General features: G+C 53.8%; 17 protein-coding genes. 15 read left to right on the top strand and 2 right to left on the bottom strand.

The features are described 5' to 3' along the window. Positions 1–256 precede the first annotated feature (256 nt). Positions 257–1,165, top strand: a complete 909-nt coding sequence (locus tag FD38_RS06280; protein ID WP_057732393.1) for a hypothetical protein — start codon at positions 257–259, stop codon at positions 1,163–1,165. 43 nt (positions 1,166–1,208) lie between these two features. On the opposite strand, the gene rpiA is transcribed toward FD38_RS06280, so the two are convergent. Together rpiA and FD38_RS06270 are read right to left on the bottom strand one after the other, a co-directional pair. Then, positions 1,209–1,895 (bottom strand): ribose-5-phosphate isomerase RpiA, encoded by a 687-nt coding sequence (gene rpiA, locus FD38_RS06275; protein WP_057732391.1) that lies wholly within the window; start codon positions 1,893–1,895, stop codon positions 1,209–1,211. 7 nt (positions 1,896–1,902) lie between these two features. Continuing rightward, positions 1,903–2,238, bottom strand: a complete 336-nt coding sequence (locus tag FD38_RS06270; protein ID WP_057732389.1) for a hypothetical protein — start codon at positions 2,236–2,238, stop codon at positions 1,903–1,905. Between the two features lie 193 nt (positions 2,239–2,431). Between FD38_RS06270 and FD38_RS06265 the strand changes: the two genes are divergently transcribed. From FD38_RS06265 to rplK, 14 genes are all read left to right on the top strand, one after another. Continuing rightward, positions 2,432–2,971, top strand: coding sequence for a dCTP deaminase/dUTPase family protein (locus tag FD38_RS06265; protein WP_057732387.1), 540 nt, complete (start codon positions 2,432–2,434; stop codon positions 2,969–2,971). An 83-nt stretch (positions 2,972–3,054) separates the two neighbouring features. Further along, entirely contained in the window at positions 3,055–4,428 is a 1,374-nt protein-coding gene (gene radA, locus FD38_RS06260; RefSeq protein ID WP_057732403.1) for a DNA repair protein RadA, read from the top strand. A gap of 31 nt (positions 4,429–4,459) precedes the next feature. Next, complete coding sequence (locus FD38_RS06255) at positions 4,460–5,629, top strand: PIN/TRAM domain-containing protein (RefSeq protein ID WP_057732386.1); 1,170 nt, start codon at positions 4,460–4,462, stop codon at positions 5,627–5,629. Between the two features lie 246 nt (positions 5,630–5,875). Next, positions 5,876–7,366, top strand: coding sequence for a glutamate--tRNA ligase (gene gltX / locus FD38_RS06250; RefSeq protein WP_057732384.1), 1,491 nt, complete (start codon positions 5,876–5,878; stop codon positions 7,364–7,366). A gap of 254 nt (positions 7,367–7,620) precedes the next feature. Then, a complete protein-coding gene (locus FD38_RS13080; protein ID WP_263862347.1) occupies positions 7,621–7,749 on the top strand; it encodes a hypothetical protein in 129 nt (42 codons plus the stop codon). 149 nt (positions 7,750–7,898) lie between these two features. Further along, entirely contained in the window at positions 7,899–9,314 is a 1,416-nt protein-coding gene (gene cysS / locus FD38_RS06245; protein ID WP_057732382.1) for a cysteine--tRNA ligase, read from the top strand. Next, the gene (locus FD38_RS06240) at positions 9,311–9,715 is read left to right on the top strand and encodes a Mini-ribonuclease 3 (RefSeq protein ID WP_057732380.1); all 405 of its coding nucleotides are present in this window, start codon (positions 9,311–9,313) and stop codon (positions 9,713–9,715) included. The genes cysS and FD38_RS06240 overlap by 4 nt, the downstream gene beginning before the upstream one ends. Further along, positions 9,715–10,467, top strand: coding sequence for a 23S rRNA (guanosine(2251)-2'-O)-methyltransferase RlmB (gene rlmB, locus FD38_RS06235; protein ID WP_057732378.1), 753 nt, complete (start codon positions 9,715–9,717; stop codon positions 10,465–10,467). Before FD38_RS06240 ends, rlmB begins: the two co-directional genes overlap by 1 nt. Positions 10,468–10,491: 24 nt before the next feature. Beyond that, positions 10,492–11,058, top strand: coding sequence for an NYN domain-containing protein (locus FD38_RS06230; protein ID WP_057732377.1), 567 nt, complete (start codon positions 10,492–10,494; stop codon positions 11,056–11,058). A 71-nt stretch (positions 11,059–11,129) separates the two neighbouring features. Beyond that, the gene (locus FD38_RS06225; RefSeq protein ID WP_057732375.1) at positions 11,130–11,693 is read left to right on the top strand and encodes an RNA polymerase sigma factor; all 564 of its coding nucleotides are present in this window, start codon (positions 11,130–11,132) and stop codon (positions 11,691–11,693) included. 72 nt (positions 11,694–11,765) lie between these two features. Then, the gene (rpmG, locus tag FD38_RS12590) at positions 11,766–11,915 is read left to right on the top strand and encodes a 50S ribosomal protein L33 (protein ID WP_083485291.1); all 150 of its coding nucleotides are present in this window, start codon (positions 11,766–11,768) and stop codon (positions 11,913–11,915) included. A gap of 31 nt (positions 11,916–11,946) precedes the next feature. Beyond that, positions 11,947–12,123, top strand: a complete 177-nt coding sequence (secE, locus tag FD38_RS06220; RefSeq protein WP_057732373.1) for a preprotein translocase subunit SecE — start codon at positions 11,947–11,949, stop codon at positions 12,121–12,123. Between the two features lie 113 nt (positions 12,124–12,236). Then, complete coding sequence (gene nusG, locus FD38_RS06215; RefSeq protein ID WP_057732371.1) at positions 12,237–12,788, top strand: transcription termination/antitermination protein NusG; 552 nt, start codon at positions 12,237–12,239, stop codon at positions 12,786–12,788. A gap of 399 nt (positions 12,789–13,187) precedes the next feature. Continuing rightward, positions 13,188–13,613 carry a 50S ribosomal protein L11 gene (gene rplK, locus FD38_RS06210; protein WP_057732369.1) on the top strand — a complete coding sequence of 142 codons (426 nt, stop codon included), beginning with the start codon at positions 13,188–13,190 and terminating at the stop codon, positions 13,611–13,613. The last annotated feature ends 50 nt before the right edge of the window (positions 13,614–13,663 follow it).

Raw genomic sequence — 13,663 nt, 5'->3', positions numbered from 1 at the left:
TTTTTGAAAAACATGAAAACTGACGACTTTTTTGGAAGGTATGAATAATTCAGGCTAACTATTCTCTCATTGTACGCCAATTTTCTCATTTTTTGAATGGGCAGGTCGTGGTTCCGGTAGGGGAACGAAAAGTTTCGGTAAATAATGGAAGAAAACGGTTACTTATCTCCGATCGGCGAATTAATCGCGCGATTAGGAGCTGACCTGTGCTACAATGGCTCGCAGTCTGTAAAAAACGGAAAGGGAGTCGAAACGGATGCAACTGAGTCAACATCATCGGAGTCAGTCCCATTACCTGGTGGGATTTGCTCTGGTCCTTCTCATGGTCGCCAGTGCCACCTGGTTACACGATAGCGAAATTATCTTGCCTGAGGTGGGGGCACTGACCGCGGGAACCTGGATTTATCAAAATCCGGGTTGGATCCACCAACCATTTAAAATTTTCCTCGCACCGTCCGGGACCGCCCTGATTGGGTTTCTCGCCAACCAGCTGGCCTGGCCGTACGCCGCCAAGGTTTTCGTTGGGGTATTGGTGATGCTAGGGTGGTTGCGGGTGGTCCACTCGACCTTGGCGCCATCGTTTGCGACCGGACTGCTGCCGTTGATTGTCAACGCGACGCACTGGTCGTTCATGCTGGCCATTTGTGTATTGACCGGGTGTCTCATGGTGGGCACCTACCTGCAACGACAGTATCCCACGACCGCAGCACCCCGGGCGACGACGCTGACCCAGATGGGATGGTTTGCGGGGCTAGTCGCGGTGTGGGTCGGCACCGTGGCGGTGGTTGGGCTGCCACAAATGGCCGCGGTCCCACCGGTGCTGGTGGTCTTCTTCGAGGTGCTCCAGCGGCCCACGTATGCCGGGACTATGGCGGTGCGCCATTGGCTCGCGTTAGTCGGTGTGGCTAGCTTGGGGGTGGGCGTTTACCTGCTGGTGGCCTCGTGGTTGCTAAGTACGGTCATCACGTTGCCCCTGGTTTACGGGTTGTTGGCCGGCTTGCGGCTTAAATTACCCGCCGCGTACGCCTTTCCTTTGCTGGCCCTGGTGTTACCCGTCGAGATGTTTCGGTTATTGCCCGTGACGGCGGCGTTGGCCGCGAGCTTCTTCTTGGGGGCCGTCGTCATTCTAAAACGCCAACCCGTAACGGCAGTTGAAAATGATTAGAAAAAAAGCGTCTGGGATTTCCCAGGCGCTTTTAAATTAATCCTTAGTCGCGGGCGTTCAAGACTTCTGGTCCGTCTTGACGGCCGACGATGACCGTGTTGACCGTGTCTAAGAACAACCCGTGTTCCACGACACCCACGATGCCGTTTAAGGTGTTGGCCAGTTCGTGGGGGTGATCGATGCGGCCCAAGTGTAGGTCGATGATGTAGTTCTTGGAGTCGGTCAGGACGTGGCTGCCATCATCTTGCATCCGGAAAGTGGGGTGCAAGCCCATCTTGTCTAACTTTTCTAAGACGTGCGTGGAGCCGAAGGGGATGACTTCCAACGGTAACGGGAACTTGCCTAAGTGGTGAACCATTTTACTTTCGTCAACAATCCACATGTTCTTGCGGGAGTTGATAGCCACGATCTTTTCCCATAAGTGCGCGGCCCCGCCACCCTTGATACCTTGGAAATTGTCGTCAATTTCGTCGGCACCGTCGATGGTGAGGTCCAGGTGGTCCACCTCGTCTAGTTGCTTGATGGTGATTCCCAGAGATTCGGCTTGCTTAGCGGAACGGTCAGAAGTGGCGACCCCGATGATGTGCAGGCCTTCCTTAGCGACCCGTTCGCCCAATGCGTCGATCATGTATTTGACGGTCGACCCGGTACCGATTCCTAAAATCATGCCATCTTCCACGTACTTGACGGCTTCTTGACCAACGAGGGCCTTTAATGCGTTTTGATCCATGGTAGAATTACTCCTCTTCTGTATGGTAGTTTAAATCAACTGGCTGAACGGCGTGAGGACCGGTAACGGGCAACTGGTGGGCTGCCAACAGGTCCGGGGCCGGATGGTGGGTAAAGTAGCGCTTGGCGTACGGATCCAACACCTTAACGGTCACTTGCGCGGCCTGAGCTAAACTAGTAAAACGTTTAATCAGGTCAACGGCAAGGCTGACGGGTTGTTCGGGGCGGACAAAGATTTGTTCTAAGACCCATTGCTGGGGACTTAAAACCAGGTAGTGCAAACTGGCGTTAAGCTGGTCGCCCGTCGAGCTGGTCAACGCGCCCGGTGTTTCACTGATTGCCATGGTGTTACTCCCTTCAGGACCAATTTCTACCTATGATTCTGGTCTATCCGGCACGGCTTGTCAACTCCCATTTTTTCGCGGAGCTGTTTAACTGGTAATCTGGCGCCGAGTTGCTTATTCTAGTAACAGAAGCGCTAACGAGACCAGGTCCGTTTAGTCGCCGCCTACCATAAAAAAGATAAGGGAGTCGCTTATGCAAAGAGGATTTGAAATTGTCAGTCGCTACGCCAATCAGGGGTTGCAGGTACCGTACCGGACCACCCAGCAATCCGCCGGGTACGATTTTGAGTGTGCCGAGGACTTCGTTTTACCATCTATCTGGCGCCACGACCTGTTGCACGCCTTCAAACGCTTACGGCACCGCGAGCCGCTGACGACCGAGGAATTAACGGCCGGCAATCACGATATGCGGCCGTTTTTGGTGCCCACGGGGGTCAAGGCCTACATGCAGCCCGACGAAGTGCTGCTACTAGCGAACCGCTCGAGTAACCCGCTGAAGCACGGCCTGATCCTGCCCAACGGGGTCGGGGTGATCGACGCGGATTACTATAATAATGAAAAGAACGAGGGCGAAATTTTCGTCCAGTTGGTCAACGTCAGCCTACACGACGTCACGATTCCTAAGGGGCAACGGATTGCCCAGGGGATTTTCATGCCGTTTCGGTTGGCCGATGACGAACAGGCGCCCCGACAACAACGGACCGGTGGGTTTGGGTCGTCCGACAACGCCTAAAATTTGCCTAACAGACTAGTGGGGGCTGACCCCCGAGATATGCTAGAATAAACCTAATAGTCAGAACGAATAGGGGGATGCACGTGGCCAAGGTTAAAACGAAATTTGTGTGTCAAAATTGTGATTACAGTTCCCCCCGGTATTTGGGCCGTTGCCCGAACTGTGGGGAATGGAACACCATGGTCGAGGAGACCGTCACGCCGGAAGTTAAACCGCAATCGACGCGGGTCACGCCGGCCGGTGAACACACCCGACCGCAATTGATGAATGAAATCAAGCACACCACCGAAACGCGGGTCAAAACGCAAATGGAAGAACTCAACCGGGTCTTAGGGGGCGGCATCGTGCCGGGGTCCCTGATCCTGATTGGGGGCGATCCGGGAATCGGAAAATCGACGTTGCTCCTGCAGGTGTCGGGCCAACTCAGCGCGACCGGGGGCAAGGTCTTGTACGTGTCCGGTGAAGAAAGCGCCAGTCAGATCAAGATGCGGGCCGACCGGCTGGTGGTCAACGCCGAACACCTTTACCTGTACCCGGAGACCGACATGGTCAGCATTCGGGCCAACATCGAAGAGATGCACCCGGACTACGTGATCATCGATTCCGTGCAGACCATGCAGGCGCCGGGCATCGAATCAGCCATTGGGTCGGTTTCTCAGATTCGCGCGGTCACCGGTGAATTGATGCAGATTGCTAAGACCAACGGCATCACCATCTTTGTGGTGGGTCACGTGACCAAGGGCGGTGCCATCGCCGGTCCGAAGATTCTGGAACACATGGTGGATACGGTCCTGTATTTTGAAGGCGACCTACACCACACTTACCGGATTTTGCGGGCGGTCAAGAACCGGTTTGGGTCGACCAACGAACTGGGAATCTTCGAAATGAAGGAAGGCGGCCTGTATGAGGTGGCTAACCCGTCGGAGATTTTCCTGGAAGAACGCCTGAAAGACGCGACTGGCTCGGCCATCGTGGTGTCGATGGAGGGGACCCGACCGATTTTGGTCGAAGTCCAAGCCTTGATCACGCCATCGGTCTTCGGCAACGCCCAACGAACCGCGAGCGGCTTAGACCGTAACCGGGTCTCGTTATTGATGGCGGTGCTGGAGAAGCGGGCCAACCTGATGTTGCAAAATCAGGACGCTTTCTTGAAGGCCGCCGGGGGCGTTAAGCTAGACGAACCGGCCATTGACTTGGCGATTGCGTTGAGTATCGCGTCGAGCTACAAGGACACGGCAACGGCGCCCACGGACTGTTTCGTGGGGGAAGTCGGGCTGACCGGGGAAATTCGGCGCGTGAGTCGGATCGAACAACGGGTAGCTGAAGCCAAGAAACTGGGGTTCCAACGAATCTTCGTGCCTAAGAATAACCTGCAAGGCTGGACGCCGCCGGCCGGCATCGACGTTATCGGGGTGTCGACCTTGCGGCAGGCATTGAAACTTGCACTGGGCGTCTAACGGCGCGTGCGGCGAAGGGAGGTGAACTTTTATGAAAAATCGTAAGCGAACAGTGATTTTAGCCCTGTTCATCATCATTGGTGGCGTCCTGGGTGCGGCCTATTTACCCCGAACCTGGCAACTCTTTGGGGTAACGAGTCCGTTCGTTGATAATATTCTGGTCAATATTTTGCTTGGTGCTATTATTTTCCTTATTCTGGGAGCGTTCTTTGCCAGTAGCCTAGTCCGGGTGGTGAACCGCCTGGAGGCTTATTTAAACCGGCAGAACCCCATGACCTTAATTTTTGGGAGTTTATTAACGATCGTCGGTTTAGCGCTGGCGTTATTGATCTCACAATTTCTGTTCCGAGTGCCTTCGTTCTTCATTAGTACGGTGATTCCGTGGATCCTGATGCTGCTCTTGGGGTATCTGGGATTTCGGTTGGGTACGCGGCTGAGTAAGATTCGGGGCGAAGAATGGCGCAAGCTGTTCCAGTCGCGGACCAAAAAGGCTAACGATGAAGCTAGCGAGAAGGTCCTCGATAAGCAGGCGGAACCGAATTTTCACCACTATAAGATTTTGGATACGAACATCTTGATCGATGGGCGCATCTACGATCTGGCGAAGACGGGGTTCTTAGAAGGCACGTTACTGGTGCCCAACTTCGTGCTGTACGAACTCCAATACATCGCCGATTCAAGCGACTCGGTCAAGCGGGTCCGGGGTCGGCGGGGACTGGACATCTTAAATAAGTTGCAAAACGAACAAATCATGCCCATCGAAATGTACGAAGGCGACTTCGAAGACATTCCGGAAGTGGACAGTAAGTTGATTGCCCTGGCTAAGAAAAACGGTGGGGTAATCGTCACCAACGACTACAACTTAAACAAGGTGATTCAGTTCCAAAACGTGCAAGTCCTGAACATTAATTCGTTGGCCAACGCGTTGAAGCCGCGGGTCATTCCGGGTGAAAACCTACACGTGATGGTGGTCAAGAACGGAACCGAACGTCAACAAGGGGTCGCCTACCTCGACGACGGCACCATGGTCGTGGTCGAAGACGGTAAGTACTTCATTAACAAGCAATTGGACGTGGTGGTCACCAGTGCCATCCAGACGGATGCGGGGCGGATGATCTTTGCCAAGCCGGTGCATTCCGACCGGGGCATCGAAGATCATAAGACCCAAGGCAAACGGCACAATGGTGGTAAAGCCAACTAAAGGCAGGCCATTGAACCGGCGTTGGGTGAGTAGTAAGCCCCAACGTGAGCAGTGAGTCAGGCTTAGCTAAAATTGATGAATCCTAAAGCCGGAACACGCACAGTGGGCCGGTTTTTTGGCCCATTACGGGAACAAAACGGGGCTACCCCTTTATTTTTGGTGGTGGTCATTGTACACTTAAAGCACTGTGGACGCATCGAGGTCACTCGGTGCCAACTAAAAAAACGAGAAAGAGGCGCAACCAATTTGGCTAAAAATGCAATTCGGGTTCGTTATGCTCCGAGCCCCACTGGACATCTGCACATCGGTAACGCGCGGACGGCGATCTTTAATTATCTGTTTGCCCGCCACAACAAAGGTAAGTTTATTATTCGGATCGAAGACACGGATACTAAGCGTAACATCGCGGACGGTGAACGGAGCCAGTTGGAAAACTTAAAGTGGCTCGGTTTGGACTGGGATGAAGGTCCCGACGTTGGTGGGGACTACGGTCCGTACCGGCAATCCGAACGTCGCGACATTTACACGCCTCTCATTCAACAATTGATGGATGAAGGTAAGGCTTACGAATCTTACCGGACGGAAGAAGAACTTCAGGCCGACCGGGAAGCCCAAAAGGCCCGGAGCGAAATGCCCCACTACGAATACGAATACGCTGGCATGACCGAAGAAGAAAAACAAGCCGCCATCGACGCCGCAAAGGCTAAGGGCTTGAAGCCGGTCATCCGCTTCCGCGTACCGAAGGATGAAGTCTTCGAATGGGACGACATGGTCAAGGGCCACGTGTCCTTCAACTCCGATACCATCGGGGGCGACTTCGTCATCGCTAAGCGCGATGGTATGCCGACCTACAACTTTGCCGTTGTGGTTGACGACCACAAGATGGCCATCAGTCACGTCTTCCGGGGCGACGACCACGTGGCCAACACGCCTAAGCAATTGATGATCTACAAGGCCTTTGGCTGGGACGCGCCGAAGTTCGGCCACATGAGTCTGATTATCAGCAAGGATACCGGTAAGAAGTTATCCAAGCGGGACGAATCCGTCTTACAATTCATCGAACAATATCGTGATTTGGGTTACTTACCAGAAGCCATGTTCAACTTCATTCTGTTGTTGGGCTGGTCACCGGTCGGCGAAGACGAAATCTTCACCCGCAAGCAATTCATCAAGATGTACGACGAAACGCGGTTGAGCAAGTCGCCCGCAACGTTTGACATGGACAAGTTGGAATGGTTGAACAACCGTTACGTCAAGGACGCCGACGAAAGCACCGTGGCCGACTTAGCCATGAAACAATTGATCAAGGCCGGCAACATCCCGGCTAACCCGGACACGGCCACGATTGAATGGTCCCGGCAATTGATCAACTTGTACAAGCGTCAAATGAGCTACATGGCGCAAATCAACGACATGGCGTCCGTCTTCTTCGAAGAACCCGAAAAGGTCGAAGGGGATGCCTGGGACGAAATCAACAACGAAACGGCGCCGGTGGTCTTGAAGGCCTTCGCCGCTGAAATCAAGAAGCTTGACCTGTTCGATTCCGTGGAAATCTTCCACGTAATCAAGCGGGTCCAAGCCCAAACCGGCATCAAGGGTCGGCAACTCTGGATGCCAATCCGGATTGCCGTGACCCACGAAATGCACGGGCCAGAATTACCAGAATCCATCGAATTGGTTGGTCGCGAAACGGCCTTGAAGCACATCCAACAAACGTTGGACCAATTGGGTGCCTAAATTAGTCTGATGGAAAGAGTGGGACAAAAGGCGGTTAGCTGGCGAGCATTAACGTCGTAAGGCGGATAATCCTGAATCTGGATTATCTGGCTTACGGGGTTAAGCGGAACCAGCTGCCTTTTGGCGCACGTTTCGACACTAGATATTCGGAGACGAAAAGAGCTTGGGACTTTTATCCCAGGCTTTTTTGTTGTCCCCGATGATTGACTGAACTTTTGGCGGCTTGCTATCCTAGTTTTAGGAGGGGTTAGCGCATGCGAGAATTTGGCAAGTGGGTTCATGGCTACTGGGAAAACACGTTACTGGCAGATTTGCTGGAAGGGACGTTTGCCGTCATTATGACGGTGGTTTTGGCGGTAGGGCACCGTTGGTCTTCTAAGTAAGAAACCGTGGGGCCGTTACCCGGAATTAACGATTTTGTAAAGAAGCCGACAACCGGGGCCGTTCGCCGCGGTTTCGGCTTCTTAGTTCTGGGGGGAATATGCTACAATGGACCTAACTATTGTTTAGTGACGTGAAGGGAGCCTCGGGAATGCTCAAAGTTTTTAACACCATGACGCGACAAAAAGAAACATTCGAGCCGATTACACCGGGCGTGGTCAACATGTACGTCTGCGGGCCGACCGTTTATAACTACATTCATATTGGCAATGCCCGGAGTGTGATTGCCTTTGATACGATCCGCCGGTACTTCGAATACCGCGGTTATCAGGTGAAGTACGTGTCCAACTTTACCGACGTTGACGATAAGATGATCAACGAAGCCCACAAGGAAGGCATTACGGTGCCGGAATTGGGGGATAAGTTCATTCAGGCCTTTAAGGAAGATACCGCGGCCTTGAACATTGAACCGGCCACGGCCAATCCCCGGGCCACCGACTACATCCAAGAGATTATTGAATTTGTCCAAAAATTAATTGATAAGGGCTACGCGTACCCGGCCGCCGGCGACGTTTACTACCGGGCCCGGAAGTTTAGCGACTACGGACAGCTGGCCCACCAGAATATCGACGAGTTGGAGGAGGGCGCTTCGCAACACACCAACGACGAAGAGACCGCCCGCAAGGAAGACCCCGTCGATTTTGCCCTGTGGAAGGGTGCTAAGCCGGGCGAAATCTCCTGGCCATCACCGTGGGGGGCCGGTCGTCCCGGTTGGCACATCGAGTGCTCCGTGATGTCGACGCACCTACTGGGTGACACCTTTGACATCCACGGTGGGGGCGAAGACCTGATCTTCCCGCACCACCAAAACGAAATTGCGCAGAGTGAAGCCGAAACCGGCAAACCTTTCGTGCACTACTGGTTACACAACGGCTTTGTGACGGTCGGGGATGAGAACCAGAAGATGAGTAAGTCGTTGGGGAACTTCGTGACGGTCCACGATTTACTGAAGACCGTCGACCCGCGGGTCTTACGCTTCTTCATGGCTACCACCCAATACCGGCGGCCGATTCAGTACACCCAGCAAAACTTGGAGACCGCCACGCGCAACCTCGAACGCCTGCAAACGGCCTACGACAACATGGGCTACCGCTTGCAGGACGCCGAGGCCGGCAACGACCCCAAGGTGGAACAGGAAGTCCGTCAGATTACGGCCGACTACACCGACGCCATGGACGACGATTTTAACGTGCAAAACGGGGTCGCCGAGGTCCACGAACTGGCCCGGTTGGGGAACGTCTACGCCGAACGGCCGGTGGTCTTTAAGGGCACGCTGGAATTCATGCGCCGGACGTTAGGCGAACTCTTAAGCGTCTTTGGCGTTAATTTAACGGAAGCCGCCGAACTCGACGACGACCGGATTGAAGCATTGATCAACGAACGCGTGGCAGCACGCAAGAACCGGGATTTCCAACGGAGCGATGAAATTCGTGAGCAGTTGAAGGCCCAGGGGATCATCTTAGAAGATACCCCGCAAGGCACCCGGTGGAAGAAAGGAAATTCATGACAAACACAGCTTACCAACAGTTAAACGGGGTGGCGTTGGCCTACATGGGCGATGCCGCTTACGAAGTCATCATTCGCCGGCACCTCATCGAAGAGGGCTTGGCCAAGCCGAACCACTTACAACGTACGGCCACCCATTACGTGTCGGCCAAGGCCCAAGCGGCGTTGATCGCGTTGATGGAGCAGGACAAGCTTTTGAGTGACGACGAATGGGCCGTCTTCAAGCGCGGCCGTAACGCCAAGAGTTACACCCACGCCAAGAACACCGACGTGGTGACCTACCGCATCTCCACGGGCTTCGAAGCTCTGATGGGGTATCTGGCCCTAAGTGACCAGCAGGACCGAGTCGACGAACTGAGTCAATGGTGCATCCAACAAGTAGAAGCGGGGCGGACAGAATAATGGCAGAAGAACAAACTGATTTTGTGATTGGTCGGCATCCGGCCGTGGCCGCCTTGCGCAGCCAACAAGCCATCAACAAGGTTTTCTTACAGAGCGGGCTGAAGTCCGAGGCCATCGATGAGATTCGCCAACTGGCTCAACGCCGGCACCTGGTGATCTCCGAAGTGCCCAAGCAGAAGTTGGACCAACTGACGGATCACCAGAACCACCAGGGGGTGGCGTTAGGGGTTGCGGCGTTTGAATACGCCAGCATCGACGACCTTTACGCCAACGCCGAAAAGAAGGGCGAAGAACCGTTCTTCTTGATTCTTGACAACATCGAAGACCCCCATAACCTGGGCTCCATCTTGCGGACCGCCGATGCCAGTGGTGTGCACGGAATCATTATCCCCAAGCGCCGGGCCGTGGGCTTGACCTCGACGGTGGCCAAGACCTCGACGGGAGCCATCGAAACGGTGCCCGTGGCCCGGGTCACCAACCTGGTCAACACGGTCAACGACCTGAAGCAACGCGGCATGTGGATCTTTGGGACCGACATGGCCGGCACCGACTACCGCGACTGGAACGCTAAGGGCGCCGTCGGGTTGATCATCGGCAATGAAGGTAAGGGCATTTCGCGCCTGCTGAAGGAAACCGTGGACCAGACCCTGACCATCCCGATGGTCGGCACGGTTCAAAGTCTCAACGCCAGCGTGGCGGCGGGCTTATTGATGTACCAAGGCTTTAACTCACGTCACCCGGTTCAACACTAATTTAGCGAAAGGAGGGGACGGGCCATCAAACAAGATATCTTAATCGTCGACGCGTACAACATGATCGGCAACTGGCCCGAACTCGGCCGGCTAAAGCAGCAAGAACGGTTACCGGAAGCCCGTGACCAACTATTGAACATGTTGGCCAATTACCATAAGTTACGGGAGTCCATCATTTACGTGGTGTTCGACGCGATGTATGTGCCGGGCATCTCCAAGAGTTATCAGCAGTACGACTTGAACATCACCTGGACCAACCGGGACGAAACGGCCGATAGTTACATCGAAAAATTGGCCAAGAAGCTCCAGACCCGGTTCACCCAGGTGACCGTGGCCACCAGCGACCAGGCCGAACAGTGGACCATCTTTTCGGAGGGGGCGCTGCGAATCCCGGCGGGGGAACTCCTACGCGATATCGAGCGGGCCCAAAACGAGGTCAAGCAGACCGCCCGGGAGTTTGCCGACAAGGGACTGGTCCGCAAGTCACCCTGGAACGACCAACAGCTGTATAAGTTAGAAAAGTTACGCGACCAGTTGATGGGCCCCCAAGCACCGGCCCGGCAAAAGCTCAAACGGAAACGGAAAAAATAAACGTGCGTTCGCTTAGCGCCACCAAGGCCTCCCGGTAGACTGAAGCTAGTTTACTAAAGGGGGCTTTTTAGATGGAACAGTTAGAGGATTGGCAATTGATCGACTTGATTCGGACGCGTGGGGATTCGGCGGCCGTTCAGGAACTCTTTGGTCGTTACCGCCCGGTCATGTTACGGCTGCGGCAGCAATATTATCTGCCGGAACACGATCTGGACGACTGGGAACAAGAAGCCCGGTTGGTGCTGTGTGCGGCGACCCATAAGTTCGACCAAGCGCGCTCCGCTAGCTTCGGGGCCTTCTATAAACTCAACCTGAAACACCGCGTGTACGACCTTATTCGGCAGAGTCAGGCGCAAAAACGCCACGCGCAAGTGTTATCTTTTGACGCCCAGTGGGCCTATTTTGCCGATACGTTGGTCGATCCCCGAATTCAGGTCCGCGAAGGGATCGAGCTGCAAGACACGCTCCAACGCTTGCTGCCCCGATTATCGCCGGTAGAACGGGCGGTCTTTACGGCCCTGTTGCGCAAGGCAACGCCGGCAGACATTAGTGCGGAATTTGCGTGGCCCGTCGAACGGGTCGTGGCCGCCCTTCATCGGTGCCGGCAGAAGCTCCGGCAATTACTGGCGGAATGATTGACGCTGAGAAAAAACGATGGTAAGCTATTGCAGTATTCGTTATACTAGTAAAATGAAGGTGGTGGCAGGATGGCTCAACGCAAGATCGCTTTGGCCTGTTCAGTTTGCGGGTCCCGGAACTACACCATCGCAGCAAGCGCGACCCGTACCCAACGGTTAGAAGTTAAAAAGTTTTGTAAGCATTGTGGGAAGTACACGTTGCATCGCGAAACGCGGTAGACCCACACACATTGTTTAGGGAGGCAACACCATGCGGTTATTCCGATTCTTTAAGGCGGTCGGTCAAGAAATGAAACAGGTTTCCTGGCCCGGCGTTAAGCAAACCCGGCACGACACGGGAACGGTCGTCGGCATCTCAGTTCTGTTCGCAATCTTCTTTGCGATTGTGGACTGGATCGTCCAATTTGGCTTGAAGTTCATTTCCTAAGGGGAAGGTTCGAGTGGCCAAATGCCGAAAAATATGCTATATTGAATCTAACGGGAACTTCGTGTAGTGCGAAGTTTTTTTATTTTGTCTAAAAAAAGGAGTGCACCAATCAAATGGTCGAATCAGAAGAAAAACAATGGTACGTGCTGCATACCTACGCCGGCTACGAAAACAAAGTGAAGGCTAACCTGGAATCCCGGTCGGAATCCATGGGGATGCAAGATAACATCTTCCGCGTAGTGGTCCCAGAAGAAGAGGAACACGAAGTGAAGAACGGTAAGGACAAGGTCACCATGGAAAAGACCTTCCCGGGCTACGTGCTCATCGAAATGGTCATGAGTGACCAAGCTTGGTACATCGTGCGGAACACGCCGGGGGTTACCGGATTCTTGGGGTCTCACGGACAAGGGAGTAAGCCTACGCCATTGTTGCCGGACGAAGTGGAACGCATCATGCGCACGATTGGGATCTCGGCGCGCCACGCCAGCCTGGACGTTGAAGTCGGCGATTCGGTCACGATTGTGGACGGCGCCTTCAGCGGCTTAGTGGGTAAGATTACCGAAGTCGACAATGAAAAGATGAAGTTGAAGGTCAACATTGACATGTTCGGCCGGGAAACCAGTACCGAATTGAACTTCGACCAAGTCGACCCGATTGTGGCTTAACCTTTTAGGGTTATCCAGGGAGTCAGTCAACCCCTTCGTCTAGGTCTGAGACCAGACTGAGATGAACGTTCTTAGCTAAGCCGAGAGGGTGGTCGGGGAGGGACTCAGTGATGAAATTTCTGTTAGCCGGGTGAGTTTCCCGGGTTACAGAAAGGTCGGTCTTGAAAACCAGCGGGTTAGGCTGGGCTTCAAGCCGTGCCCATCACGTTCCAGTCCCTACCCGGCCACCCGGTAAGGCGCGGGATACCAGCTGGCAAAACTGAAAAAGCACTTGTGACGGTAGATAATGTGTGGTAAACTCTTCAAGTATGCGTATTGGTTACGCATTTGTTAAACGTGGGAGGAACCCAAATTGATCGGTTCCAGTTACCACACACGGACTTAAGGAGGTATTGTCTCGTGGCTAAAAAAGTAGCTAACGTAGTTAAATTGCAGATTCCTGCAGGCAAAGCAACCCCAGCTCCCCCAGTTGGACCAGCACTGGGTCAAGCAGGGATCAACATCATGGGCTTCACTAAGGAATTCAACGCTCGTACCGCTGACCAAGCTGGTATGATCATTCCTGTTGTGATCAGCGTCTATGAAGATCGTTCCTTTGATTTCATCACTAAGACTCCTCCAGCAGCAACGCTGTTGAAGAAGGCCGCTGGTGTTGAACATGGTTCTGGCGAACCTAACACGAACAAGGTTGCTAAGGTAACCAAGGATCAAGTTAAGCAAATCGCTGAAACTAAAATGCAAGATCTAAACGCAGCTGACGTTGAAGCAGCTATGCGCATGATTGAAGGTACTGCCCGGAGCATGGGCTTCACGGTCGAAGGTTAAGCTCAGTTTTCGGATAGTCGGACACTTCACGAAAATGAAATGTGTCAAGT

The sequence above is a fragment of the Levilactobacillus zymae DSM 19395 genome (genome assembly GCF_001434115.1).
GTDB classification, from domain to species: Bacteria; Bacillota; Bacilli; order Lactobacillales; family Lactobacillaceae; genus Levilactobacillus; species Levilactobacillus zymae.
Note: the sequence above shows the minus strand (reverse complement) of the source record. Positions and strands in the feature narration are given on the sequence as shown.

What these genes read in the sequence shown, in the direction of transcription:
- rlmB (WP_057732378.1), top strand. Translation starts at nt 9,715, where the DNA reads ATGGCAGAAGAACAAACTGATTTTGTGATTGGTCGGCATCCGGCCGTG.
- FD38_RS06265 (WP_057732387.1), top strand. Translation starts at nt 2,432, where the DNA reads ATGCAAAGAGGATTTGAAATTGTCAGTCGCTACGCCAATCAGGGGTTG.
- FD38_RS06270 (WP_057732389.1), bottom strand. Translation starts at nt 2,238, where the DNA reads ATGGCAATCAGTGAAACACCGGGCGCGTTGACCAGCTCGACGGGCGAC.
- FD38_RS06240 (WP_057732380.1), top strand. Translation starts at nt 9,311, where the DNA reads ATGACAAACACAGCTTACCAACAGTTAAACGGGGTGGCGTTGGCCTAC.
- FD38_RS06280 (WP_057732393.1), top strand. Translation starts at nt 257, where the DNA reads ATGCAACTGAGTCAACATCATCGGAGTCAGTCCCATTACCTGGTGGGA.
- FD38_RS06255 (WP_057732386.1), top strand. Translation starts at nt 4,460, where the DNA reads ATGAAAAATCGTAAGCGAACAGTGATTTTAGCCCTGTTCATCATCATT.
- FD38_RS13080 (WP_263862347.1), top strand. Translation starts at nt 7,621, where the DNA reads ATGCGAGAATTTGGCAAGTGGGTTCATGGCTACTGGGAAAACACGTTA.
- rpiA (WP_057732391.1), bottom strand. Translation starts at nt 1,895, where the DNA reads ATGGATCAAAACGCATTAAAGGCCCTCGTTGGTCAAGAAGCCGTCAAG.
- FD38_RS06225 (WP_057732375.1), top strand. Translation starts at nt 11,130, where the DNA reads ATGGAACAGTTAGAGGATTGGCAATTGATCGACTTGATTCGGACGCGT.
- cysS (WP_057732382.1), top strand. Translation starts at nt 7,899, where the DNA reads ATGCTCAAAGTTTTTAACACCATGACGCGACAAAAAGAAACATTCGAG.
- secE (WP_057732373.1), top strand. Translation starts at nt 11,947, where the DNA reads ATGCGGTTATTCCGATTCTTTAAGGCGGTCGGTCAAGAAATGAAACAG.
- nusG (WP_057732371.1), top strand. Translation starts at nt 12,237, where the DNA reads ATGGTCGAATCAGAAGAAAAACAATGGTACGTGCTGCATACCTACGCC.
- rpmG (WP_083485291.1), top strand. Translation starts at nt 11,766, where the DNA reads ATGGCTCAACGCAAGATCGCTTTGGCCTGTTCAGTTTGCGGGTCCCGG.